The 24,491-nt window shown below is 69.2% G+C and carries 23 protein-coding genes and 1 pseudogene; 19 read left to right on the top strand and 5 right to left on the bottom strand.

Annotated features, from left to right (window positions below):
- From AC2VOP_RS10975 to AC2VOP_RS10985, 3 genes are all read left to right on the top strand, one after another.
- The coding region (locus tag AC2VOP_RS10975) for a phosphotransferase family protein (RefSeq protein WP_486960988.1) at nt 1-572 on the top strand (572 nt) is incomplete at its 5' end.
- A 17-nt stretch (nt 573-589) separates the two neighbouring features.
- Nucleotides 590-1,801: an acyl-CoA dehydrogenase family protein gene (locus tag AC2VOP_RS10980; protein ID WP_486960989.1), complete on the top strand. Its 1,212-nt coding sequence runs from the start codon at nt 590-592 to the stop codon at nt 1,799-1,801.
- Nucleotides 1,798-2,913 (top strand): acyl-CoA dehydrogenase family protein, encoded by a 1,116-nt coding sequence (locus AC2VOP_RS10985; protein ID WP_486960990.1) that lies wholly within the window; start codon nt 1,798-1,800, stop codon nt 2,911-2,913. Before AC2VOP_RS10980 ends, AC2VOP_RS10985 begins: the two co-directional genes overlap by 4 nt.
- Nucleotides 2,914-2,929: 16 nt before the next feature.
- Here AC2VOP_RS10985 and AC2VOP_RS10990 read toward each other — a convergent pair whose 3' ends face one another.
- Nucleotides 2,930-3,679: a dienelactone hydrolase family protein gene (locus AC2VOP_RS10990; protein WP_486960991.1), complete on the bottom strand. Its 750-nt coding sequence runs from the start codon at nt 3,677-3,679 to the stop codon at nt 2,930-2,932.
- A 43-nt stretch (nt 3,680-3,722) separates the two neighbouring features.
- Here AC2VOP_RS10990 and AC2VOP_RS10995 point away from each other — a divergent pair, with 43 nt between their 5' ends.
- The 6 genes from AC2VOP_RS10995 (at nt 3,723) to AC2VOP_RS11020 (ending at nt 9,245) form a co-directional block, all read left to right on the top strand.
- A complete protein-coding gene (locus tag AC2VOP_RS10995) occupies nt 3,723-4,523 on the top strand; it encodes a thymidylate synthase (RefSeq protein ID WP_486961009.1) in 801 nt (266 codons plus the stop codon).
- Nucleotides 4,520-5,041, top strand: coding sequence for a dihydrofolate reductase (locus AC2VOP_RS11000; RefSeq protein WP_486960992.1), 522 nt, complete (start codon nt 4,520-4,522; stop codon nt 5,039-5,041). Before AC2VOP_RS10995 ends, AC2VOP_RS11000 begins: the two co-directional genes overlap by 4 nt.
- Nucleotides 5,042-5,142: 101 nt before the next feature.
- Nucleotides 5,143-5,862 (top strand): sensor domain-containing protein, encoded by a 720-nt coding sequence (locus AC2VOP_RS11005; RefSeq protein WP_486960993.1) that lies wholly within the window; start codon nt 5,143-5,145, stop codon nt 5,860-5,862.
- Between the two features lie 10 nt (nt 5,863-5,872).
- Nucleotides 5,873-6,625, top strand: coding sequence for an FAD-dependent thymidylate synthase (gene thyX / locus AC2VOP_RS11010; RefSeq protein ID WP_486960994.1), 753 nt, complete (start codon nt 5,873-5,875; stop codon nt 6,623-6,625).
- Between the two features lie 36 nt (nt 6,626-6,661).
- Nucleotides 6,662-7,576: a 4-hydroxy-tetrahydrodipicolinate synthase gene (gene dapA, locus AC2VOP_RS11015; protein WP_486960995.1), complete on the top strand. Its 915-nt coding sequence runs from the start codon at nt 6,662-6,664 to the stop codon at nt 7,574-7,576.
- The gene (locus AC2VOP_RS11020; RefSeq protein ID WP_486961010.1) at nt 7,569-9,245 is read left to right on the top strand and encodes a ribonuclease J; all 1,677 of its coding nucleotides are present in this window, start codon (nt 7,569-7,571) and stop codon (nt 9,243-9,245) included. The genes dapA and AC2VOP_RS11020 overlap by 8 nt, the downstream gene beginning before the upstream one ends.
- A 14-nt stretch (nt 9,246-9,259) precedes the next feature.
- Here the strand turns inward: AC2VOP_RS11020 and AC2VOP_RS11025 are convergent, their stop codons facing one another.
- Nucleotides 9,260-14,080, bottom strand: coding sequence for a PE family protein (locus AC2VOP_RS11025; RefSeq protein ID WP_486960996.1), 4,821 nt, complete (start codon nt 14,078-14,080; stop codon nt 9,260-9,262).
- Between the two features lie 232 nt (nt 14,081-14,312).
- Nucleotides 14,313-15,185 (bottom strand): SAM-dependent methyltransferase, encoded by an 873-nt coding sequence (locus AC2VOP_RS11030; RefSeq protein WP_486960997.1) that lies wholly within the window; start codon nt 15,183-15,185, stop codon nt 14,313-14,315.
- Between the two features lie 317 nt (nt 15,186-15,502).
- Between AC2VOP_RS11030 and AC2VOP_RS11035 the strand changes: the two genes are divergently transcribed.
- Nucleotides 15,503-18,025, top strand: a complete 2,523-nt coding sequence (locus AC2VOP_RS11035) for an FtsK/SpoIIIE family DNA translocase (RefSeq protein WP_486960998.1) — start codon at nt 15,503-15,505, stop codon at nt 18,023-18,025.
- A gap of 99 nt (nt 18,026-18,124) precedes the next feature.
- Here the strand turns inward: AC2VOP_RS11035 and AC2VOP_RS11040 are convergent, their stop codons facing one another.
- Nucleotides 18,125-18,646, bottom strand: a complete 522-nt coding sequence (locus AC2VOP_RS11040) for an amino-acid N-acetyltransferase (protein WP_486960999.1) — start codon at nt 18,644-18,646, stop codon at nt 18,125-18,127.
- A gap of 64 nt (nt 18,647-18,710) precedes the next feature.
- Between AC2VOP_RS11040 and pgsA the strand changes: the two genes are divergently transcribed.
- The 4 genes from pgsA to pspM all read left to right on the top strand — a co-directional run bounded on the left by pgsA (nt 18,711) and on the right by pspM (nt 21,535).
- Nucleotides 18,711-19,337, top strand: a complete 627-nt coding sequence (gene pgsA, locus AC2VOP_RS11045) for a CDP-diacylglycerol--glycerol-3-phosphate 3-phosphatidyltransferase (protein WP_486961000.1) — start codon at nt 18,711-18,713, stop codon at nt 19,335-19,337.
- Nucleotides 19,338-19,389: 52 nt separating this feature from the next.
- Nucleotides 19,390-19,725 carry a transcriptional regulator ClgR gene (clgR, locus tag AC2VOP_RS11050; RefSeq protein WP_486961001.1) on the top strand — a complete coding sequence of 112 codons (336 nt, stop codon included), beginning with the start codon at nt 19,390-19,392 and terminating at the stop codon, nt 19,723-19,725.
- Between the two features lie 116 nt (nt 19,726-19,841).
- Complete coding sequence (gene pspA / locus AC2VOP_RS11055) at nt 19,842-20,684, top strand: phage shock protein PspA (RefSeq protein ID WP_486961002.1); 843 nt, start codon at nt 19,842-19,844, stop codon at nt 20,682-20,684.
- Nucleotides 20,685-20,722: 38 nt separating this feature from the next.
- On the top strand, nt 20,723-21,535 hold the full coding sequence (pspM, locus tag AC2VOP_RS11060; protein WP_486961003.1) for a phage shock envelope stress response protein PspM: 813 nt from the start codon (nt 20,723-20,725) through the stop codon (nt 21,533-21,535).
- Between the two features lie 8 nt (nt 21,536-21,543).
- On the opposite strand, the gene AC2VOP_RS11065 is transcribed toward pspM, so the two are convergent.
- Nucleotides 21,544-21,981: a limonene-1,2-epoxide hydrolase family protein gene (locus AC2VOP_RS11065; protein WP_486961004.1), complete on the bottom strand. Its 438-nt coding sequence runs from the start codon at nt 21,979-21,981 to the stop codon at nt 21,544-21,546.
- Nucleotides 21,982-22,023: 42 nt separating this feature from the next.
- Between AC2VOP_RS11065 and AC2VOP_RS11070 the strand changes: the two genes are divergently transcribed.
- The 5 genes and pseudogenes from AC2VOP_RS11070 to AC2VOP_RS11090 form a co-directional block, all read left to right on the top strand.
- A complete protein-coding gene (locus AC2VOP_RS11070; RefSeq protein WP_486961005.1) occupies nt 22,024-23,196 on the top strand; it encodes a glycosyltransferase in 1,173 nt (390 codons plus the stop codon).
- A 33-nt stretch (nt 23,197-23,229) separates the two neighbouring features.
- On the top strand, nt 23,230-23,424 hold the full coding sequence (locus AC2VOP_RS11075; RefSeq protein WP_486961006.1) for a DUF3046 domain-containing protein: 195 nt from the start codon (nt 23,230-23,232) through the stop codon (nt 23,422-23,424).
- Between the two features lie 64 nt (nt 23,425-23,488).
- On the top strand, nt 23,489-23,731 hold the full coding sequence (locus tag AC2VOP_RS11080) for an AbrB/MazE/SpoVT family DNA-binding domain-containing protein (RefSeq protein ID WP_486961007.1): 243 nt from the start codon (nt 23,489-23,491) through the stop codon (nt 23,729-23,731).
- Entirely contained in the window at nt 23,728-24,108 is a 381-nt protein-coding gene (locus AC2VOP_RS11085; protein ID WP_486961008.1) for a type II toxin-antitoxin system VapC family toxin, read from the top strand. Before AC2VOP_RS11080 ends, AC2VOP_RS11085 begins: the two co-directional genes overlap by 4 nt.
- A 216-nt stretch (nt 24,109-24,324) precedes the next feature.
- Nucleotides 24,325-24,491 (top strand): annotated as a pseudogene (locus tag AC2VOP_RS11090) (recombinase RecA); the annotation flags it as partial.

Genomic DNA, 24,491 nt, shown 5'->3' on the forward strand with positions numbered 1-24,491 from the left:
TGGCCAGCCACAAGCCGTATGCGCCGCGCCAGCTCAAACGCTGGGCCGGGCAGTGGGAGCAGTCCAAGACCCGGGAGCTGCCCGCCCTCGACGACCTGACCCGGCGATTGGTCGCCGCGGCACCGGAGCAACACGAACTGACGTTGGTGCACGGTGACTTTCATCTGCGTAACGTGATCACCTCGCGCACCACCGGGGAAGTGGTCGCCGTGCTGGACTGGGAGCTGTCCACCCTCGGCGACCCGCTCGCCGACATGGGCAGCCTGCTCGGGTACTGGCCGCAGCCCGGGGAGCAGAACATCGCCGGTGAATTCGACGCCGCCACTCTGGACGGCTTCCCGGACCGTGCAGAGCTGGCCCGGTTGTACCTGGAGCAGACCGGACGCGATGCGGCGACGCTGCAGTACTGGCATGCGCTGGGGCTGTGGAAGGTCGCCATCATCGCTGAAGGCGTGATGCGGCGTGCGATGGACACCCCAGCCAACAAGGCTGCCGACGGTACACCGGTCGTGGCGTTGATCGACGCGTTGGTGGCCAGGGCCCGCGACGTCGCTGAGCAAGCCGGCATCTGAGCTGACGGGAGGCACCGATGAGCGATGACGAGCAACAGATCACCGCGGACCTGAGCGCCCGGGTCCGGGAGCTGGTCGAAGCGCATGACCCGGTGACCACAAACCCGCGGGATTTCCTCGCGGCGCGCTTCGACGCCGGGCTGGCGTGGGTGTATTTCCCGCACGGTTGCGGCGGGCTGGGCCTGCCCCGAACGTTCCAGGGTTTCGCGGAGGCCGAGCTGGCCGCGGCGGGCGCGCCGCCGACCGACACCGGGCGCAACGGCATCGGGTTGGGGATGGCGGCCCCGACGATCGCTGCGTTCGGCACCGACGAGCAGAAACGGAAGTTCTTGCGCCCGTTGTTCATCGGCGACCACATCTACTGCCAGCTGTTCAGCGAGCCCGGTGCCGGGTCGGATCTGGCCGGCTTGGCTACCCGCGCGATCCGCGACGGCTCGGAAGCAGACGCAGACTGGATCGTCAACGGGCAGAAGGTGTGGACATCGAGTGCGCAGCATGCGCAGATGGCGCTGCTGGTCGTGCGCACCGACCCGTCGGTACCCAAACACCAGGGCCTGACGTATTTCCTTTGTGACATGACCGTGCCGGGTGTTGACGTCCGGCCGCTGCGCCAGATCACCGGTGAAGCCGAATTCAACGAGGTGTTCCTCACCGACGTGCGGGTGCCCGATGCCAACCGGCTCGGTCCGGTGGGTGGCGGCTGGCCGGTGGCGACCGCAACGCTCAACAACGAACGAGTCGCGATCGGTTCGCTGGCCGGTTCGGTGCGCGAGCGCGGCATGATCGGGCGGGTCGCCGACGCCTGGCGGGGTGAGCCGCGACTGCGCAACCCGGCGATGCACGACGAGCTGATGCGGCTGTGGGTGCAAGCCGAGGTCTCCCGGTTGGCCGCTGCTCGGCTGCGGCAACAGCTGGCCGTCGGCCAGCCCGGGCCGGAGGGCGCCGGGCTGAAAATCGCTTTTGCCCAGCTGGCGCAGGCGATCTCCGGTTTCGAAGTGGAGCTGCACGCCGAGTCCGGCCTGCGCTACGACGACTGGACCATGCGCAGGCCTGACCGGGTCGACTTCACCGGACGCGAGCCGGGATATCGCTACCTGCGAGCGAAAGGCAACTCGATCGAGGGCGGCACCTCGGAGATCCTGCGCAACACCATCGCCGAGCGGATCCTCGGCCTGCCCGGAGAACACCGCGTCGACAAGGACGTCGCCTGGAAGGATCTGGCTCGATGAGCACTTCGTCGAAGATCGCGGATCTGCTGTACTCCGACACCGAGGAAGCCCTGCGCGACAGCGTGCGACGCCTGCTGGCCGACAGCTGCCCGCCGGAAGCGGTTGCTGGTCTGTACGACCCTGAGCCGCCGGACTTCTTCGGGGTGTGGCGCGCGTTGGCCGTCGACCTCGGGGTGGCCGGGCTGTTGGTGCCCGAATCGCTCGGCGGCGCCGGGGCGGGTGCCCGCGAGGCCGCCGTGGTCTGCGAGGAGATCGGCCGGGCCGTTGCGCCGGTGCCGTTTTTGTCCAGCGCTGTGCTTGCCACGGTGGCGCTGTTGGCGGCCGGCGACACCGAGACCGTCGCGGCGCTGGCGACAGGGGAGCGTACCGCGACGCTGGCGGTGCCGCTGTGCACCGCACCCGGCGATGTGGTCACCGGTGTGGGCGCCGGCCCGGACGGTCTGACCGGCGAGGTGACCAGTGTCGCCGGTGCGGGCGTTGCCGATGTGCTGGTGGTGCCGGTTGGCGGGGCGGACGGCCTTGAGCTGCACACCGTTTCGTCGGCCGTAGCGGGGGTCGAGATGTCGCCGGTGCTGAGCCTGGACATGACCAGACCCCTTGCCGATCTGCGATTTTCGGGTGCGGCGTCCTGCCGGGTGGGTAGCGGGTCCGCTGAGGCGGCGCTGGCTGCCGCTGTGCAGACCGGTGCGGCGCTGCTGGCATCCGAGCAGCTCGGGGTCGCGCAGTGGTGTTGCGACACCACCTTGGCCTACGTCAAGCAGCGCAAGCAGTTCGGCCGCCTGGTCGGGTCGTATCAGGCGATCAAGCACCGAGTGGTGGATCTGTGGCTGCAGGTCGGCTCGGCGGCGGCTGCGGCCAGATACGCCGCCGACACCTTCGCCCGCGACGACGCCGACGCGGCCGTCGCAGCTGCGGTCGCGGCGGCCTACTGCGGCGACGTGGCTGTGCACGTCGCCGAGGAGTGCATCCAGTTGCACGGCGGCATCGGGATGACTTGGGAGTATCCCGCGCACCTGTATCTGAAGCGGGCCAAAAGCGACCAGCTGGCGTTCGGCACCGGCTACCGCCACCGCGCCCGGCTGGCCGAGCTGGTGGACCTGCCGGCATCGTGAGCCTGCGAGCTGGGCCTCAACCCGCCAGCTTGGCGGCGAAGAAGTCCCGCATTGCCGCCCAGTGCCGCTCGGCGGCGGCGGCGTCATACGCCGGGTGGTCTGCCACGGCGAACCCGTGCTCGCCCGCGTAAGCCTCGATGGTGTGCTCCACGCCGGCGGCCGTCAATGCGTCCTCCAGCATCGTGGCCTGCTGCTTGGTGAAGGATGCGTCGTTGCGGGCACCGGCCACATAGACCGCGGCGCCGATCTTCCCGGCCAAAAGGTGCGGGCTGTCCGGCTTGTCGGTGGCCAGCCCGCCGCCGTGAAAGGACGCCGCCGCTGCCACCCGATCCGGTTGGCGCCCGGCCACCACCAGTGACGTGCGCCCGCCCATGCAGTATCCGCAGACGCCGAAGCGGTCGCCGCGCACCTCGGGACGGGCGGCCAGGTAGTCGAAGAACGCCCCGGCGTCGGTGGCCATCATGTCGGTGGTGATGCTGGAGAGCATCGCCATCAGCCGGGCGTGCTCTTGGGGATCGCCGAATGCGGTCGCCATGTCGAACGGTGCCCATGTGCCGTGCCGGTAGTACACGTCGGGCAGCAGCACCGCGTACCCGAAACCGGCCAGCTTGGCCGCCATCTGGTAAAAAGTGTCCCGCGCCCCGCCCGCGTCGGGATACATCACCACCCCCGGCCAGGGCCCGGGAGCGTCGGGGGTGTCGGGGGTGAACAGGCGCACCGGGCAGGTGCCGTCGGGAGTGCTGACGGTGTCGGTGATGGTAGGCATGGCTTCTGTTGTACTCCGCGCGGTGCGCCGTAGGCTGGGCGGCGTGCCGATCGCCACTCCCTACGAAGACCTGCTGCGCCTGGTGCTGCAACGAGGCACCCACAAGGCCGACCGCACCGGCACCGGCACCCGTAGCCTGTTCGGCCGCCAGATGCGCTATGACCTGTCGGCGGGTTTCCCGCTGATCACCACCAAGAAGGTGCACCTGAAGTCGGTGATCTACGAGCTGCTGTGGTTCCTGCGCGGCGACTCCAACATCGGTTGGCTGCATGAGCACGGTGTCACCATCTGGGACGAATGGGCATCGGAGGCCGGTGATCTCGGCCCGATCTACGGTGTGCAGTGGCGGTCGTGGCCGACTCCGTCCGGTGAGCAGGTCGACCAGATCGCCGGCGCGGTGCACCTGCTGCGCACCGACCCCGACTCGCGGCGCATCATCGTCTCGGCGTGGAACGTCGGTGAGATAGCTCAGATGGCGCTGCCGCCGTGTCACCTGTTGTTCCAGTTTTACGTCGCCGACAGCAAGCTCAGCTGCCAGCTCTATCAGCGCAGCGCGGATCTGTTCCTGGGTGTGCCGTTCAACATTGCCAGCTACGCGCTGCTGACCCATATGATGGCCGCGCAGTCCGGCCTGGGCGTCGGGGAGTTCGTCTGGACCGGCGGCGACTGCCACATCTACGACAACCACGTCGAACAGGTCAGGAAGCAGCTGTCCCGCGACCCCCGGCCGTATCCGAATCTGGTTCTGGCACAACGTGATTCGATCTTCGACTACCGCTACGACGACATCGATATCCGGGATTACCACCCGCATCCGGCGATCAAGGCGCCCGTCGCGGTATGACGGCGCTGTGCCTGATCTGGGCTCAGTCGAGGTCGGGTGTCATCGGCCGGGCCGGCGGAATCCCGTGGCGGTTGCCGGAGGATCAGGCTCGCTTCAAGCAGCTGACCCTGGGCCATACCGTGGTGATGGGCCGGCTGACTTGGGAGTCGCTGCCGGAAAGTGTGCGACCGCTGCCCGGCCGGGCCAATGTGGTGCTGACCCGGCAAACCGGCTACCGGGCCGACGGCGCGCGTGTGGTCAGCACGCTCGACGACGTGCAGGCCGGCGAGCAGGCCTGGGTAATCGGCGGTGGGCAGATCTACGCCCTCGCGCTGCCGCTGGCCACCCGTTGCGAAGTGACCGAGGTCGACGTCGACCTGCCTCGCCGAGACGGTGACGCGCTGGCCCCGGTGCTCGGTCCCGAGTGGCACGGCACAGCGCAGCTGTGGCTCACCAGCGAAGCGGGTTTGCGCTACCGATTCTGCAGCTACCGGCGCCCCGGGGACACCGCGGCGCAACCTGGCTTGGCGTTGTCTTAGCGTAGATCGCGGTACGCTCATTGCTGTCCGAATTTCGACCGGCACAGTGGTCGAGGCAGCGCGTTGGTCGATTGTCGTCACGGCGGGAGTGGGGTGCGCACATGCGTCGGTTGACGGCGGCGTTCGCCGTCGTAGTCGTCATCGGCATTCTGCTGGCCGGATGCGGCCACGCCAGCCATCGACACCGCAGCAGCTCGAGGACGACCACCACCACCACGACCACCACTACGACCACGGCGCCTCCTGTCGCAGAAGGTGAGCTCAAGGGGTTGCTGCTCACCCCCGAGCAGGTCAACCCCGTCATGGAGGCAACCGACATGACGATCACACGAAAACACGATGCGTTGTCGGACGACAGCGCGACGATGGAGCCGAGGGAGTGCCTGGCCGTCGACGGCGCGGCGCAAACCGAAGTCTATGCCGACAGCGGTTACACCGCCGTTCGCGAGCAAACCCTGAGCGAGGGCAACGATTTCGCCCATTACGTCGATCAGGCCGTGGTGTTGTTTCCGACCGCCAAACAAGCCACCGCTTTCTTTGACGCTTCGGCCAAACAGTGGCCGGCCTGCCACGAATACCGCCACATTCAGAGCGGTTCGCAGTGGACCACCGGCGCGGTATCCAACACCGACGGCGTCCTGAGCGTCACGGCAACACAGGAGAACGCCGGGAAGAAGGGCTGGGCGTGTGGCAGGGCGCTGGCCGCGCGGAACAACGTCATCGTTGACGTCAACACGTGCAGTGCGGACCCGAGGGACACCGCCGTCAACATCGCCAAGCAGATCGCCGCGAAAGTGCCGACGGCACCCCGGCAACCTTGAGGTGAGCCTGGTGGCACGGGCCGCAGCACTGCGCGTGCAGCTGATCGCGAGAACCGAGTTCGTTCCGCCACCGGACGTACCGTGGGACACCGACACCGACGGCGGCCAGGCACTCACCGAGTTCGCCGGCCGGGCCTGCTACCAGAGCTGGTCCAAGCCCAATCCGCGCACCGCCGCCAACGCCGACTACCTGAGACACCTCATCGACGTCGGGCACTTGGCGGTGCTCGAACACGCCAGCGTGAGCTTCTACATCACCGGGATCTCCCGGTCATGCGCCCACGAGCTGATCCGGCACCGGCATCTGTCCTTCTCCGAGCTGTCGCAGCGTTACGTACCCGACACCGATGCCGACGTTGCGGTCCCGCCCGACATCGCCGGAGACCCGGAACTGGAGCGACTTTTCCTGGCCGCGACCGACGCCAGCCGTGCGAGCTACCTCGAGCTGCTTACCGGGCTGGAAGCCACGACCGCCGACTCTCCCGGCGCAGTGCTGCGGCGCAAACAGGCGCGTCAGGCCGCCCGAGCGGTGCTGCCCAACGCCACCGAGACCCGCGTCGTGGCGAGCGGTAACTACCGGGCCTGGCGACATTTCATCGCGGTGCGCGCCAGTGAGCACGCCGACCTCGAGATCCGTCGGCTGGCCATCGCGTGTCTGCGCCGGCTCGCCGACCTCGCGCCGGCGGTGTTCGGCGATTTCCAGATCATTGGCCTGGCCGACGGCACCGAGGTTGCGAACAGCCCCTTGGCCACCGAAGCCTGATCCGCTGCTCGCGGGTCGCCAGGTATCCTCGGGACCGTGAGCGCCAGCGGATTCGACGCCCGGACGCAGCTGGGCACCGTGTTGACGGCGATGGTGACCCCGTTCGGCCCCGACGGATCCGTCGACACCGATACCGCTGTCAGACTGGCGAACCGCCTCGTCGACGCCGGTTGTGACGGTCTGGTGCTCTCCGGCACCACCGGTGAGTCGCCGACCACGGCCGATTACGAGAAGCTCACGCTGCTGCGGACCGTGGTGGAAGAGGTGGGCGACCGGGCCCGCATCATCGCCGGCGCCGGCAGCAACGACACGGAGCACAGCGTGCGGCTGGCGGAGGCTTGTGCCGGTGTGGGTGCACACGGGCTGATGGTGGTCACGCCGTACTACTCCCGGCCGTCGCAGTCCGGGTTGCTGGCGCATTTCACCGCCGTTGCCGATGCCGCCGAGTTGCCGGTGCTGCTCTATGACATCCCGGCCCGCTCGGGCGTGCCGATCGACCCCGACACGATCTTCGAGCTGGCGTCGCACCCGAACATCGTGGGTATCAAGGACGCGAAGGGTGATCTGCACGCCGGCACCCAGATCATGGCCGAAACGGGCCTGGCCTACTACTGCGGGGACGATGCGCTGAACTTGCCCTGGTTGGCGATGGGCGCCACCGGATTCATCAGCGTGATCTCCCATTTCGCGGCCGGTCAGCTCCGCGAAATGATGACCGCCTTCGCCTCCGGTGACGTGGTGACCGCACGCAAGATTAATGTCTCGATCGCCCCGCTGTGCAATGCGATGGCCCGCACCGGCGGAGTGACCTTTGTCAAGGCCGGCCTGCGGCTGCAGGGCTTCGACGTCGGCGATCCCCGGCTGCCGCAGGTGTCCGCCACCCCGGCACAGATCGAGGAGCTGGTCGTCGATATGCGGGCCGCGTCGGTGCTGCTGAGTGCCGGTGAATGACGACCTCAAGCCACCGGGACCGCTGACCGCCGGCGGCCTGCGGGTCACCGCGCTGGGCGGCATCAACGAAATCGGCCGCAACATGACCGTTTTCGAGCACCTGGGTCGGCTGTTGATCATCGACTGCGGGGTGTTGTTCCCCGGCCATGACGAGCCCGGCGTCGACCTGATCCTGCCGGATCTGCGTCACATCGAAAACCGGCTCGACGACATCGAGGCGCTGGTGTTGACCCATGCCCACGAGGATCACATCGGCGCGATCCCGTTTCTGCTCAAGCTGCGGCCTGACATCGAAGTGGTCGGCTCGAAGTTCACCGTGGCCCTGGTCGCCGCGAAATGTCGCGAGCACCGCCTCAAACCGGTGTTGCGGGAAGTGGGCGAGGGCCAGCGCAGCACCCACGGCGTCTTCGAATGCGAATACTTCGCCGTCAACCACTCCGTCCCGCACGCGCTGGCCGTCGCCGTGCGCACCGGCGCCGGCACCGTCCTGCACACCGGAGACATCAAGCTCGACCAGCTGCCACCCGACGGGCGCCCCACCGACCTGCCCGGCATGTCGCGGCTCGGTGACTCCGGCGTGGACCTCTTCCTGTGCGACTCGACCAACGCCGAGATTCCCGGCGTCGGGCCCAGTGAAAGCGAAGTCGGCCCCACCCTGCACCGGCTGATCCGGGGGGCCGATGGGCGGGTGATCGTGGCATGCTTCGCCTCCAATGTGGACCGAGTGCAACAGATCATCGACTCGGCGGTGGCGCTGGGACGGCGGGTGTCGTTCGTGGGCCGGTCGATGGTGCGCAACATGGGCATCGCCCGCGACCTGGGATTTCTGCGGGTGGACGACTCCGACCTGATCGACATCGGGGCCGCCGAGACGATGCCGCCCGAGCGGGTGGTGCTGATTACCACCGGCAGCCAGGGCGAACCGTTGTCGGCGCTGGCGCGCATGTCGCGCGGCGAGCACCGCAGCATCACGTTGACCGCCGGCGACCTGGTCGTGCTGTCGTCGTCGCTGATCCCCGGCAATGAGGAGGCCGTCTACGGCGTCATCGACGCGCTGGCCAAGGTCGGCGCCCGGGTGGTCACCAACGCCCAGGCGCGGGTGCACGTCTCCGGACACGCCTACGCCGGCGAACTGCTGTTCTTGTATAACGGGGTGCGGCCGCGCAACGTGATGCCGGTGCACGGCACCTGGCGGATGCTGCGGGCCAACGCGGCGCTGGCCGCTGGGACGGGGGTTGCCCAAGAGTCAATCCTGCTGGCGGAGAACGGGGTCAGCGTCGACCTGGTGAACGGGAAGGCCACCATCGCCGGGGCCGTGCCGGTCGGCAAGATGTTCGTCGACGGGCTGGTCACCGGTGACGTCGGCGACACCACACTCGGTGAACGACTGGTCTTGTCGTCGGGTTTCGTCGCGGTGACGGTGGTGCTGCTGCGGGGAACCGGAAAGCCGGCTGCGCCGGCGCATCTGTATTCGCGCGGCTTCTCCGAGGATCCCAAGGCGCTGGAACCCGCGGCGCACATAGTCGACGCGGAGTTGGAAGCCCTCGCCGCCGAAAATGTTACCGATCCGGTGCGAATCGCCCAGGGGGTCCGCCGCGTACTCGGCAAATGGGTGGGGGAGACCTACCGCCGCCAGCCAATGATCGTGCCAACAGTGCTGGAGGTCTGAGTCCCGCCTACGGTCTACGACGGCTGTGCCCCGGCACCGCCCGCACCGCCGAAGCCCGGCGTCGTGCCGTCGTGCGTGCCGCCGGGCGTACCCGAGCTGCCCACGACGCTGCCGGAATTACCGCCAGCGCCTCCGTCGCCTCCGTTGCCGCCGTCGGAGCCGGGGCCTTGGCCGACGGCGCCGTTCCCTCCGGTGCCACCGTCGCCGCCCGCGGCATCGCCGTCGACGTTGTTGCCGCCGGCACCGCCGGCGCCGCCGTTCCCGCTGTTGCCGGTGACGGTGTCGGAGTAGTAGCCGGCGCCGCCGACACCGCCCTGGCCCCCGGACCCGCCGGCACCGCTGGTGCTGACGCCGCCGACACCGCCGGCCCCACCGTTACCGCCGACGGGGGCGCTGCCGGCGAACCCTTGGACGTTGACGGTGTTGAGATCGCCGCCGTCGCCGCCCTGCCCGCCGGACCCGCCGGCACCGCTGCCGCTCGTCCCGCCGGCACCGCCGGCACCGCCTACACCGCCGGCGGTGTTCCCGGTGCCTCCGGTGCCGCCGCCTCCGCCCGTGCCGCCGGTGGCGGTGTCGCTGGTGCCGCCGTTGCCGCCGGCGCCGCCCGCGCCGCCGAAGCCGGCATTGCCGGTTTGGAAGTCACCGCCTCCGCCGCCGTCGCCGCCCGCACCGCCGTCAGCGAAGCTGCTGGCGCCGCCGGCACCGCCGGCGCCGCCGGCGCCGCTGTAGCCCACCGGTTGGGCGCCGGGATAGGCCATGTAACCGGTGGCATAGCCGCCGGCGCCGCCATTACCGCCGTTGCCGCCGGTGTCGTTGACGCCGCTGCCGCCGGTGCCCCCGGCGCCGCCGCGGCCGCCGCTCCACGTTCCGGCTCCGCCGCCGCCGCCGTCGCCGCCGCTGCCGGTAGAGCCGGCGGTGCTGGCGCCCCCGTCGCCGCCGCTGCCGCCGACACCGCCGGAGGTCTTGTCGTCGGCGACGTTGAGGTTGCCGTTGCTGCCGTTGCCGCCGTCGCCGCCGTCGCCGCCGGAGCCCGAGACCGAGCCGCCGGCTCCGCCGTCGCCGCCGCTGCCACCCGCATAGCCGTTACCGCCGTGGCTGTAGCCCTGGCCGTCGCCGCCGTTGCCGCCGGTGCCGCCGTTGCCCTGGTCGCCGCCGTTGCCGCCGTTTCCGCCGTTGCCGCCGACCTGGTTGCTGCCGGTGTAGCCGCTGCCGCCGGCGCCGCCGTTGCCGGCTGCACCGCTCACCGCCGCGCCGGACGTGGCCGTGCCGGGGTTGCCGGGGTCTCCGACATTGCCGCCGTTGCCGCCGTTTCCGCCGTTGAGGTGATCGGCCGTGCCGTTGCCACCGTTGCCGCCGTCGCCGGGCGCGCCGGCGCTGCCGCCGGTGCCGAGACCATCTTGGGTGTTGCCGCCGTTGCCGCCGTTGCCGCCGGCGCCGCCGTTGCCCCCATCGGGGCCGCCGGCACCACCGTCGGCGCCGTCGCCGCCGTTGCCGCCGAGTCCGCCGTCACCGCCGAGCCCGCCGGCGCCTCCGGAGCCGCCGGAGCCACCGCTGCCGGAGCCGTACCCGGCGCCGCCCAGACCACCGTCACCGCCGTCGCCGCCGGCTCCGTGATCAACGCCCGCCGCGCTGCCACCAGCCCCGCCGTTGCCGCCAACTCCGCCGCCTTGCCCACCGGCCCCGCCGGCCCCGCCGTCACCGCCGATCCCGCCGGCGCCGCCGAGGTTCGGGTTGGTGGCGTCGCCACCATCACCACCGTCACCGCCGGCAGCACCGTGGCCGTTGGTGGAGGGCGCGCCGGCGGCGCCGTCGCCGCCGTTGCCGCCGTTCCACCCGCCGTCGCCACCGTTGCCGCCGTCACCGGAGAAATTCGACACGTAACCGGCGTTGTTGTTGACCGAACCTTGCCCGCCGTTGCCGCCGTTGCCGCCGTCGCCGTAATTGCCGCCGTTGCCGCCATAGCCGCCGTCGCCCCCGTCGTATGCGAAGCTGTCTGCGGGCGCGTTGTAGCCGTTGCCGCCGTTGCCGCCGTTGCCCGACGGAGTCGTCGGCATAGCGCCGTCGGAACCACTTTCGCCGGTGGAGCCGTTCGGGCCGACGCCAGGTGTGCCGGGCGTGCCGTAGGAGCCGGCGTCACCGCCGTTGCCGCCATCGGCACCGTGACCGCCGCTAGCGAATGCGGTTTGATCTCCGCCGTTGCCGCCGTTCCCCCCCAACCCGGCAGCACCGCCGTTGCCGGCGTTGCCGCCCGCACCGGTTGTGCCGTTGGCCGAGCGCGCCACACCGCCGTTGCCGCCGTTGCCGCCGTGGCCGCCCGCGCCGCCCTGCCCGCCGTTGCCGCCGACCCCAGGGTTGGCACCCGATGCCCCGTCGGCCCCGGCGCCGCCGGTGCCGCCCTGCCCACCGGTGCCCCCGTTGCCGCCGGCCCCGCCGTTGCCGAAGTCTGTACCGCCTTCACCGCCGTCGCCGCCATTACCGCCGTCGCCGCCGGGCCCGCCGCCAGTACCGGATTGACCCGCGGCGGTACCGGAAACACCCGCCAAACCGTAAGCGCCGTCGCCGCCGTCGCCGCCATTGCCGCCGTTGCCGTAATCCCCGCCGTTGCCGCCGTTACCACCGCTACCGGCGGCCACACCGGGTGAGCTGACGCCCAGCGTGCTGTAGCCGACGCCACCGGCCCCGCCGTTGCCGACCGCGTGAGTCGGCATGGCGCCGACCGAGCCGGGCGCCCCGATGGTGGACCCGCCACCAGGGCTGCCGGGCTGCCCGGGTGCGCCGACGTTGCCCCCATCGCCGCCGTTGCCGCCGAACTCTTTCGGATTGCCGATGCCGGCAGCGCCCGCCCCGCCGTTGCCGGGTATCCCAGCTGCGCCACCGTTGCCTGCGGCACCACCAGCACCGGCAACGCCGGCGACGCCGTTGGTGGCGCTGCCGCCGACCCCGCCGGCGCCGCCGTCGCCACCGGTGCCACCGGCCCCGCCGTCACCGCCGGTACCGCCGTTGCCGTCACCAGCGTTGCTGAACGAACCCGTGGCCCCGGTGACGCCGTGCCCGCCGGCACCACCGTCGCCACCGGCCCCGCCAACACCCCCCACACCCCCGTTGCCGGCCAGCGTGCCGCCGGTGCCGCCGTTGCCGCCGGCACCACCGTCGCCGCCGAAACCGCCGCTCGCACCGGAATCACCGGGATGAACGCCGGAGGCACCGACCGCGCCGTCGCCACCAGCTCCACCGTGACCGCCGCCCCCGCCGTTGCCGTATTCGCCAGCGGCACCGCCGTTGCCGCCTGCACCGCCGTTGCCGGCCGCAGTGGTCGCGTCCCCGTTCCCGCCGTGGCCGCCGTGGCCGCCGAAACCGCCGTTGCCCCAAGCACCGCCGTTGCCGCCGTTGCCGCCGGTGCCACCTTGCATGCCGTCATAGGCGCTGTTGTTGTATTCGCCGTTGAAAGCGTTGCCGCCTCCACCGCCATCGCCGCTGATGCGGACGTCTTGCGCACCAGTGCCACCGGAGCCTGCTCGAATCGACCCGTCGCCGTTGAAACCACCTGCCCCGCCGGCGCCCGACTGGCCGGGATTGCCGCCGTTGCCGCCGTTGCCGCCGTCGAAATGGGCCGACGTGCCGTTGGCACCCGAACCGCCGTCGCCGCCGAGACCGGCGTTACCACCGTTGCCGCCCTGCCCACCGGCACCAACAGCTCCGGCACTGCTCAATGGGGAGAGCGCCTGACCGCCGGCACCGCCGTTACCGCCGGCACCGCCATTGCCGCCATTACCCCCATCACCACCGTCGCCGCCGGCGCCGTTGTTGACCGCAAAGCTACCGGTCTGCCCGTTCGCGCCGTTGGCGCCGTTGCCGCCGGCGCCACCGGCACCACCCTGCCCGCCGGTGCCACCGTTGCCGAACAGATGTCCACCGAATCCGCCGACACCACCTTGCCCGCCGGCGCCCCCGGCATAACCGTCACCGCTAGCGTCAGTGACACCGGCGCCCCCGGCGCCGCCGGAACCCCCCGCTCCGCCGATACCCACGATTCCCGCGTTGCCACCGACGCCGCCATTACCGGCGGCATGAGTGAACACCACGCCATTGGTGATGGTGTCGTGCCAGCCGGTGCCGCCGGTGCCACCGGCACCACCGTTGCCGAATAGCAAACCACCATTACCGCCAGCACCGCCGGCAGTGGCCTCGATCGCGTTGCCGTCACTGAAATTGGCGTTGACCCCGGCCCCCCCGGCACCGCCGTTGCCGATCAAACCGGCCGCCCCACCGGCATGGCCGGCAGCACCGACGCCACCATCACCGAACAGCAACCCGCCGTCACCGGCATTACCGATACCGGGCAACCACCCCAACAATGCATGGTTGGCCCCGGCGAACTCGTTGACACCGTTGCCGATCAAATCCCGGCCGAACAACAACACAAACGGCGCGTTAAGACCGCTGAGCAACGGCTGGACATCCGGTTCGGCGATCAACGCCTCCAATTGGGTGTCCAATGGCAGGTATAATTGCGACTCCAGCGACCCCAGATCACCGACCGCAGCCGCTGGATTCAGCCCACTCGCCGAACCCGCCAGACTCAGCGCATCACCCGCGCCACCGCCGGTCACTGCAGCGACGGCATTAACCACCGCATCAACCACCAGGTCATCGAAACCATCCGCCCGGGCGTCCGGAACACCACCCAACGCCCCCACCCCGAACGCCAAGAACGCTGCTGCCGTACCGCCGGCACCCACCAGAGGCCGATACACCCACGCCCGACACGACCGGTCGGGGGTCCGGCCGTCGGCGTTGCCGCAGCTCGTGCAGCTGGACCAATCGAACTTCGTCATCATCTGTTCCTTCTCGTGAGCGTCCGACGACCCTGCGATCGAAATCTTCCTATATCTTTAGGTTTGGTGAGCATCTGTCAAGCCGGGGGCAGCATCACGAAAAGTGCCCGCGAAACAGTTTCGGTGCATCACGTAGGAATGCCCGCGAATCGGATGACGTCGCGAGGCAGGGCGCGACGGTAACGGCCCTTGCCGTCGTGGCGGCAGCCGGTGTTCTAGCGGGTGTAAGGGCCTATTGCTTCTCCGCGTACGCCAACCATTCCAGCTCGCTGGCGGCGAGCCCGCGTCCGGCCGGCTTGACACAGCGTTGCACAAGCTGCTCGGGTCCGTCCTGTTCGATCAGCCGCCACCCGTATTCGGCGAGAAAGTCCGCTACCTGGTCGGTCTGCATCCCGAAACGCCAGAGTCCTCGCCGTTGCCGGACCCTGCGGTACAGCCTCGGCGTGCCATACAGGTTCGTCCCGTCGATGAAGTCACGGCGGACGTAGGTGAACACCAGCCGACTGCCCGGGGCCGCCGCCCGCAGCCCCTCCAAGGTCCTTCGGACGCCGCCGTCCGTCAGGTATTGGGTCACTCCCTCAGCGATGAAGAAGGTGCGCCATTCGGTGTGGTAGCCGTGTTCGGCCAGCGCGGTGAGCAGGTCGTCGCGCTCGAAGTTCAACGCCACCAACCGAACCGACAGCGGCAGCGTACCCAGCACGCGGCGCACGGTCGCAGCCTTTCGGGCGATGTTGACCGGAAGGTCCACCTCGAAGGTCGGGATGCGGATCCGTCGGGTCAGCCGGTACGCAAGGGTGTCCAATCCGGCGCCGAGCACGACCACCGCGTCCATATCGCCCAGCGCCTTGTCGAGTTCGTCGGCGATGAAGCGCTTGCGGCAGCTCAGGCTGGCCCACAACCCGGGCCCCGATCGCTGCATCCGGGCGATGATCAGCCGTCGCAGCGGTGACCACCGCGCGGCCACGACCAGCCACCGCGTCCCCGTCGGCAGGAACAACTCGGCCAGGTCGTCGTCCACTAACCGCCGCTCGGGTGGTTCGTGCTGTTCGATCGCGGTCAGCAGCAGCGGGCCGACGGGGGTCTTCGCTGACGGAATTCGCGTCATCGACTGCCCGCTCTGGCCGGCTCGGCGGTGACGATCAAGGCGATCAGGGGGTCCTTCAGGGATCCTCCAGGGGCTTTGACGCGACATGGGGACGACATGGTGACCCTGTAACCTTACCCAGCCACGTCGGGAGCGACGTTATGCAGGCGAAGTGCAGGTGGTGGTCGGCACAACGTCGACCGGGTCGACCGGGTCGACCGGGTCGACCGGGTCGACCGGGTCGACTGGGCGGCTCAGAGAGCACCGGCGAAACGCATCAATCTGAGGCCAGTGTGGCGGGTGGTGCGAACGGGGCTATTGCGACTACCCTGGCGGCCATGGCTAGCAAGACGGTCGCCCGATCCGGATCCCGAACGAGGAGGTCAAAGCCCGGTTCTCGGCCGGGCCTGCCCAGACAGGCGTCTAGGCCGCGCCGCCAACCCGCCCGACGCCAGCAAGCGTGGCTGACCGCGATCGGCCTGGCTTGTGGCCGGGCCGCGCACGCGACGTGGCTGATGGTGGCAAGGGCAACCGGGACCGTCGCCCGGTCGGTCGGCCGCGCCCGCGATATCGACCCGGGTCACCGCCGCGACGGCATTGCGCTGGGGTTGCTGGCACTGGCCGTCGTCACGGCCGCCAGCTGCTGGCTGAACGCTGCACGGCCGATCGGAGCCTGGGTCGACGCCATGCTGCGGACGTTCATCGGTGCAGCGGTGGTGCTGCTTCCGGTGATCGCCGCCGTGGTTGCGGTGATCCTGATGCGCACCGAGCCCCATCCCGACACGCGGCCCAGGCTGATTCTGGGCGCGGCGATGGTGTCGTTGCCGGTCCTGGGCCTGTGGCACCTGTGGGCTGGCTCGCCGCAGACCCCCGCTGGCCGCGCGGACGCGGCGGGGTTCATCGGCTTCGCGATCGGGGGGCCGCTCTCCGACGGGCTGACCGCGTGGATCTCGGTGCCGCTGCTGTTCATCGCGGTGCTGTTCGGTGTGTCGCTGTTGACCGGGACGACGATCCGCGACGCACCGGCCAGCATGCGAGCCGTCTTCGGCACCGGGATCTTCGGCTCCGACGTCGACGGCTACGACGATTACCCTGGGTCACACGCCCTGCGCGAAGAGGATATCTCCGACGGCTACGACGACACCGCGCATGCCTGGCCCGGCGGTGCGCCCCATGACGACGACCCGCCGGACGTGGTGGGGGCAGACGCTGTAGACACAGGGGACGCTCCGACGATCCCCGAGCGGCCCGCGACGCGGACCCGGCGGAAATCCCCCAAGGTGGCCGCCAGGCGGGACACCGCGACCTTGGACCGGGTCATCGAGGGCCCCTACACGCTGCCGTCGCTGCAGTTGTTGACCGCCGGAGATCCGCCCAAGCGGCGCACCGCCGCCAACGACCAGATGGCCGATGCGATCACCTCGGTGCTGAGTCAGTTCAATGTCGACGCGGCGGTCACCGGATGCACCCGCGGGCCCACCGTCACCCGCTACGAGGTTGAGCTGGGACCCGGGGTCAAGGTGGAGAAGATCACCGCGCTGCACCGCAACATCGCCTACGCGGTGGCCACCGAGAGCGTGCGGATGCTGGCGCCCATCCCGGGCAAGTCCGCCGTCGGCATCGAGGTGCCCAACACCGACCGGGAGATGGTGCGCCTGGCCGACGTGCTGGCCGCGCCGTCCACCCGCCGCGACCACCACCCGCTGGTGATCGGCCTGGGCAAGGACATCGAGGGCGACTTGGTCAGCGCCAACCTGACCAAGATGCCGCACCTGCTGGTCGCCGGCTCCACCGGCTCCGGCAAGTCCAGCTTCGTCAATTCGATGCTGGTCTCGCTGCTGGCCCGGGCCACCCCGGAAGAGGTCAGGATGATTCTGATCGACCCGAAGATGGTGGAACTGACCCCCTACGAAGGCATTCCGCATCTGATCACCCCGATCATCACCGCCCCGAAGAAGGCGGCGGCCGCACTGGCCTGGCTGGTCGAGGAGATGGAACAGCGCTACCAGGACATGCAGGTCGGCAGGGTGCGCCACATCGACGACTTCAACGACCAGGTGAGATCCGGCGCCATCACCACACCGCTGGGCAGTCAGCGCCAGTACCGGCCCTACCCCTACGTGGTGGCGATCGTCGATGAGTTGGCTGATCTGATGATGACTGCGCCGCGCGACGTCGAGGACGCCGTCGTGCGTATCACCCAGAAAGCCCGGGCCGCCGGAATCCACCTGGTGCTGGCCACCCAGCGTCCGTCGGTGGACGTGGTCACCGGGCTGATCAAGACCAACGTGCCGTCCCGGTTGGCTTTCGCGACGTCGTCGCTGACCGACAGCCGAGTGATCCTGGACCAGGCGGGCGCAGAGAAGCTGATCGGCATGGGCGACGGGCTGTTCCTGCCGATGGGCGCGGGCAAGCCGATCCGGTTCCAGGGCGCGTTCGTCACCGACGAGGAGATCCACGCCGTCGTCACCGCCTGCAAACAGCAGGCGGAACCCGAGTACACCGAGGGCGTCACCGCCGCCAAGACCAGCAGTGAACGTAGCGATGTCGACCCCGATATCGGCGACGACATGGAGGTCTTCTGCCAGGCCGTCGAGCTGGTGGTGTCCAGCCAGTTCGGATCCACCTCGATGCTCCAGCGCAAGCTGCGGGTCGGCTTCGCCAAGGCCGGCCGGCTGATGGATCTGATGGAGACCCGCGGCATCGTCGGCCCGTCCGAGGGCTCCAAGGCCCGCACGGTGCTGGCCAAACCCGACGAATTGGCCGCAACGTTGGCGGCCGTCCGCGGTGGCGGAAACGAGGCCATTAGGGACCCGGCTGACCCGGCCGACCCGGCCGACCCGGCCGACCAGCCCGAATAGCGCCCAGCGTGAAACTGTTGCGATATTTTCCGGCAGTTTTCGCAACGGCTTCACGCTCGGTGAGCAGTGGCCGCGTCGCACGGGCCAGAAGTCCCAAGATCAGAGCAGCAGCAACATTCGGGTGTTGCCGAGGATGTTCGGCTTGACGTAGCTGAGGTCCAGAAACTCGGCCACGCCGAGGTCGTAGGAGCGGCGCATCTCGTCGAACACCTCGGCGGTGACCGGTGTGCCGTCGATCTCGGTGAACCCGTGCCGGGAGAAGAACCCGGTCTCGAAGGTCAACACGAACAGACGCTGCAGCTGCAGATCCCGGGCGACCCGCACCAGCCGGTCGACGATGGCGTGGCCGACACCGCGACGGGTCATCGCCGGGTCGACCGCAACGGTGCGCACCTCGCCGAGGTCGGACCACAGTACGTGCAACGCCCCGCAGCCCACCACCTGACCTCCGTGTTCGGCCACCCAGAACTCCTGGACGCTCTCGTAGAGCGTCACTAGGTTCTTTTCCAGCAGAATCTTGCCGGCGTAGGTGTCCACCAGCCTCTTGATCGCCGGGACATCGGAGGTCCGCGCCCGCCGGATCAGTGGCCGATCGCCCGGTGGATCACTAGCTGGGTGCACGGGTGCACAGTATCGGCTTGCGAGCTGCTTCGGGACAAGCCAATCAACCGATATTCTGTTTGCCGTGTCGGGCAAGCTTCAGACGGGAGCGGTGGTGAGACGTGTCGGCGTGGTCAACTTCGCCAACGCGCTGACCGGGGTAAGGCTGGCGCTGATCCCGATCTTTCTGTTGGCGCTGTACGCCGGGGACGGCCACCAAACCGTAAGCCGTACCGCCGCTTTTGTCGTATTCGCTCTCGCCGTGGTCACTGACCGGCTGGACGGAGCGCTGGCCCGTAGTTACGGCCTGGTGACCGAGTTCGGCGCGCTGGCCGATCCGATCGCCGATAAGGCCCTCATCGGCGCTGCACTGATCGGGCTGTCGACGCTGCACGACCTGCCCTGGTGGGTCACGGTGCTGATCTTGTCGCGTGAGGTCGGGATCACCGTGCTGAGGTTCGTGGTGTTGCGGCGGGGCGTCATTCCCGCCAGCCGGGGCGGCAAACTTAAGACACTTGTGCAGGCGGTGGCAATCGGGTTGTTGGTGCTGCCGCTGTCCGGATCCTGGATGGTGGTGGCTCAGGTGGTGATGGGCGTCGCCATCGTCCTGACGGTAGCGACCGGGGTCGATTACGTGATGTCCGCAGTCGCCGATATCCGAGCCAGGCCCGCACGGCCGGTCGGGAACCAAGGCGGCCACCGCCCGCGTTGACATAGTTAGGTCTTACCGGTGAAAAGGCTGACCGGACGGGAGCAAGCACACGATGACGGCGTTACTGCGTGAAATGATCGGCGACCAGCTGCGCCGGGCCCGCACATCACAGGGGCGCACGCTGCGCGAAGTGTCCGATTCGGCGAGCGTGAGCCTGGGGTACCTGTCGGAGGTGGAGCGGGGCCGCAAGGAAGCATCCAGCGAGTTGCTGAACGCGATCTGCACAGCGCTAGACCTCCCGTTGTCGGCGGTGCTCTGCGACGCCAGTCGGCAGATGGCGCGCCGGGAGCGTGCGGCGGCCGGTGTCGGCGGTCTCACCGGGGCCAACATCGACGTCGACACCAAGGTCGTCATCCCGCCGATGTTGTCAGCCATGGCTTCCGTTTAAGCAGTTGAAAGCCTGCCTGAACTCCATCCGGATGCGGGCCAACCCGATAAATTGAGCTTCGGTACCGGGTACCCGACAGACCCACGAAGTTTCGACCGAGCAGACGGAGCTGACTGATGGCCAACCCGTTCGTCAAGGCATGGAAGTACCTGATGGCGCTGTTCAGCGCGAAGATCGACGAGCGCGCCGATCCCAAGGTGCAGATTCAGCAGGCCATCGAAGAGGCGCAGCGTCAGCATCAGGCCTTGACCCAGCAGGCGGCACAGGTGATCGGCAACCAACGGCAGCTGGAGATGCGGCTCAACCGGCAGCTGGCCGATGTGGAGAAGCTCCAAGTCAACGTGCGCCAGGCGCTGACCCTGGCCGACCAGGCGACCGCTGCCGGGGACACCGGAAAGGCCACCGAGTACAACAATGCCGCCGAAGCGTTCGCCGCCCAGCTGGTCACCGCCGAGCAGAGCGTCGAAGACCTCAAGACGCTGCACGACCAGGCCCTGTCGGCCGCCGAGCAGGCCAAGAAAGCTGTCGAACAGAACGCCATGATGCTGCAGCAGAAGATCGCCGAGCGAACCAAGCTGCTCAGTCAGCTCGAGCAGGCCAAGATGCAGGAGCAGGTCAGCGCATCACTGCGGTCGATGAGCGAGATTGCCGCTCCCGGTACGACTCCCAGCCTCGAGGAAGTGCGGGAGAAGATCGAGCGCCGCTATGCGAACGCGATCGGGGCCGCCGAGCTGGCGAAGGGCTCCGTGCAGGGCCGCATGATCGAGGTGGAGCAGGCCAGTGTGGAGATGGCCGGTCATTCGCGGCTTGAGCAGATCCGGGCGTCGATGCGCGGCGAGGCGCTGCCGGCCGGGGAGCCTTCCGGGGAGCCTTCCGGTGCGGCGGTGCCCAAGCCGGCGCCGGCAGAGCCCGCGAAAGCCACCCGCGCCACCCCGGAAAAGCCCCTCGGCCAGCAGTAGGCGAAAGGTAGCGAGCATTGCACACCGGTCATTGGCACATGGTGCTGCCGCGCCGTTCGGATACGGTCTTTGCCACCGGCTACCGGCTGTTCGACCTGCTGGCGCAGAAGATGGCCGCCGCGTTCGACCCCCGTGCCCGGATGCTGAGGCGACGGCGCCGTGCGTTGCGCTGGGGGCTGATCTTCGGCGCCGGGTGCGTGTTCTGGGTGCTGGTGACGGCACTGCTGGTGCGCTGGGCGACGCCGGCGTGGGTGCTGCTGATCACCGGGCTGATCGCTGCCGGTGCGGCACACCCGGCGACGTTGTTGCTGCTGCGATACCGCTGGCTGCGGTCGGTGGCGCTGCCCGCGCAGCGGCCCGGCGCTGTGCGTCGGCTGCCGCCGCCGGGGTCAGCGGCGCGGCCGGCGATGTCAGCGCTGGGCGCTTCCGAACGCGGACTGTTCTCGCTGCTGGGGGTGCTGGAACGCGGGCACCTGCTACCCGCCGGCGAAATCGGTGACCTGACCGCGGCGGCTAATCGGGCGGCGACAGCGATGGCGGCCACCGCGGCCGAGGTGGTGTCGATGGAGCACACCGTGCAGCTCAACCCGGAGGCCGGTGCCTACCTGGTGCCGACCATCGACGCATTCAGCGCCCAGTTGGGTTCCGGTGTCCACCAGTACAACGAGATGGTCACCGCCGCAGCACAACTGGTGGCGTCGGCAAACGGCGGGCCGCCCGCATCATCTCCATGGCCGTCGAATTCGCCGATGACGCAACAACGGTATCGTGACGAGCTGGCCGGGGCGACCGATCGCTTGATGGGTTGGGCGCAGGCGTTCGACGAACTGGGCCGGTTGCGCCGGGTTTAGCCGGTCCTCTAGAACATCGGCCGCAGTGACGGGAACACGATGGCTGCCAGCGCCCGTACCGTCGCCTTGAGCATGTCGTAGAAGTCAAAGTAGTCTCGCCACAACGTGATACGTCCGCTGTGGACCTCGAACACCCCGCACACCCAGAACTGCAGCCGCAGTGGACCGAGAATCAGCGCGTCGGTGCGTTCGGTGAGAACCACCGAGCCGTCGGCGGCGATCCGGTGAATCTTCACCTGGAACCCGATGCGGCCCTGCATCCGACGGAACAGCTGAATCGCGGCGCTGGGGCCGTAGACGGTGGGCAGCCCGACGTTCTGGTACACCAGGTCGTCGGCGAGCACCGCACCGGCGGTGTCGAGGTCCTCGTCGGCCAGCGCATGCAGCAAGACCTCTACGGTCCGGGCGTTCTCGGCGGACGTGTGCGCTGCGGTCGGCTCGGTCACGTGTGCCAGCGTAGGACGGTGCGGCTGTGGCACGGTAGGGCAATGCGGGTGGTGGTGGTCGCCGGGCCGGATCCCGGCCACGCCTTTCCGGCGATCGCACTATGCCAACAATTCGCCGCCGCCGGCGATAGGCCGACGCTGCTGACCGGAACCCCATGGCTCGCCACCACCCGGGCTGCCGGGCTGCACGCCGCCGAGCTTGCCGGTTTGGAGCCCACCGCGGCCGACGACGACCGCGACGCCGGTGCCAAGATCCATCGTCGCGCAGCGCGGATGGCGGTGGAAAACCTCGACCGGCTGCGGGGGCTGGCACCGGATCTGGTGGTCTGCGACGTTATCACCGCCTGCGGAGGGTTGGCCGCTGACCTTCTGGGCATCCCATGGATTGAACTCAGCCCGCACCCGCTGTACCTACCGTCGAAGGGGCTGCCGCCGATCGGATCCGGGCTGGCGCCGGGTGTCGGTGTGCGGGGTCGGCTGCGGGATGCCGCAATGCGGGCGCTGACAGCGCGTGCGTGGCGAGCAGGTCTGCGCCAGCGTGCATCTGCCCGGGTGGGGATCGGCCTGCCGGCCCTCGACCCGGGGCCGTTGCGCCGCCTGGTTGCCACCCTGCCCGCGCTGGAGGTGCCCCGCCCGGACTGGCCGTCTGAGGCGGTCGTGGTGGGCCCACTGCACTTCGAGCCCACCGAGGAGGTGCTCAGCGTGCCAGCCGGCTCCGGGCCGGTGGTCGTGGTGGCGCCGTCCACCGCAACGACGGGGGCTGGCGGACTGGCGGAGACGGCACTGGACTGCCTGGTTCCCGGGGCCGGGTTGCCCACCGGCGCGCGGGTGGTGGTGTCGAGGTTGGACGGCCCGGGATTGACGCCGCCGGCCTGGGCGGTGGCCGGGCTGGGACGCCAGGACGAACTGCTGGCCCAGGCCGATGTGGTGATCTGCGGCGGCGGGCACGGCATGGTGTCCAAGACACTGCTGGCCGGCGTGCCTCTGGTAGTGGTGCCCGGCGGCGGGGATCAGTGGGAAATCGCCAATCGTGTTGCGCGCCAAGGCAGTGCGCTGCTGATTCGGCCGTTGACCGCCGATGCGCTGGTCACCGCGGTCGGTGTGGTGCTGGCGTCGCCGGGCTACCGGGCCGCCGCCCGCCGGGCCGCGGCCGGGGCCGCCGCGGTGGCCGATCCGGTTCAGATATGCCACGACGCACTGGAGGGCGCTGGATAACTGGGTAGCTGAGTAGCTGAGTAGGTTGAGCCAGTGCGCCTGACGGAGTTCCACGAAAGGGTCACCCTGTGGTTCGGCGCCGCCTACAGTGCGTCGGTGCTGGCCGACCACGTGTTGACCGCGCTGGGCGGGCGCACCGCCGCACAAGCGATCGAGGACGGCGTGGATCCGCGCGACGTGTGGCGGGCGCTGTGTGCCGACTTCGACGTCCCTCGCGACCAATGGTGAGGTTTGGGTACGTCGGCCCGAGCAATCCGTGGCACCATTTGTCCTTCTGTGGCATCATTAGACTATGTATGCCACAGTGCGGGTTGGGCGACAGGGCAGACTGGTGATTCCTGTCCAAATTCGTGCCGCGCTCGGTATGTCCGCCGGTGACCAGGTGGGCCTTCGCGTCGATGGTTCCAAACTGGTCATCGAGCGGCCCGAGGATGCGCTCGCAGAACTTCGGCGGCTGGGAGACGGCATCAGCAGACAACGCTCTTTGGTGGACGAGTTGCTAGCCCAACGACGTGCCGAAGCTGCTGCTGAGTGACGGTTCTCGACGCATCTGCCGTGCTGGCGCTGATCCATAATGAACCAGGCGATGATGTGGTGGCCCGTTCGTTGACAGGCGCAGTGATCGGCACTCCTAACCTGGCCGAAGTGATCGGCAAACTAGTCGATGCGGGCATCGACGCCAGCCGTGTGCACGACCTGCTCGTTACTGCCGGGGTGAACGTCGAACCGCTCACCGCGGAGGACGCCGTATTGGCCGGCGCGCTGCGGTCGATTCCTGGCGGTCGCGCGTTGTCGCTGGGTGATCGATGCTGCTTGGCCTTGGCGGTTCGCGGCGACCCCGCCGAAGTACTCACCGCCGATCGGGCCTGGTCGAATCTCGATCTGCCGATCGCGGTCAAGCTGATCCGCTGACGAACCGGGTGCCTGCCGGCGTGTGAGGTGCAGGTGGTTCTGCTTGTCGACGACGACACACGGCGCGCCTCCTTGCCATCGAACACACGTTCGCTAATGTGGGGGGTGTTCGACGTCGGGATGCTGGTCCAGGCCACTTGTCAGACCCTGCCGCTAGCGTCACGGCCAATCGACCGAAACCGGTCAACCGAACACGAGAGCTACAGGAGAAACACCATGTCGCAAGCCCCTGACCGCGAGAAAGCCCTTGAGCTGGCACTGGCCCAGATCGAGAAGAGTCACGGCAAAGGCTCGGTGATGCGCCTCGGCGACGAGGTGCGTCAGCCGATCTCGGTCATCCCGACCGGGTCGATCGCCCTGGACGTGGCGCTGGGCCTCGGCGG

It is taken from the genome of Mycobacterium sp. TH-M106, from assembly GCF_057473765.1.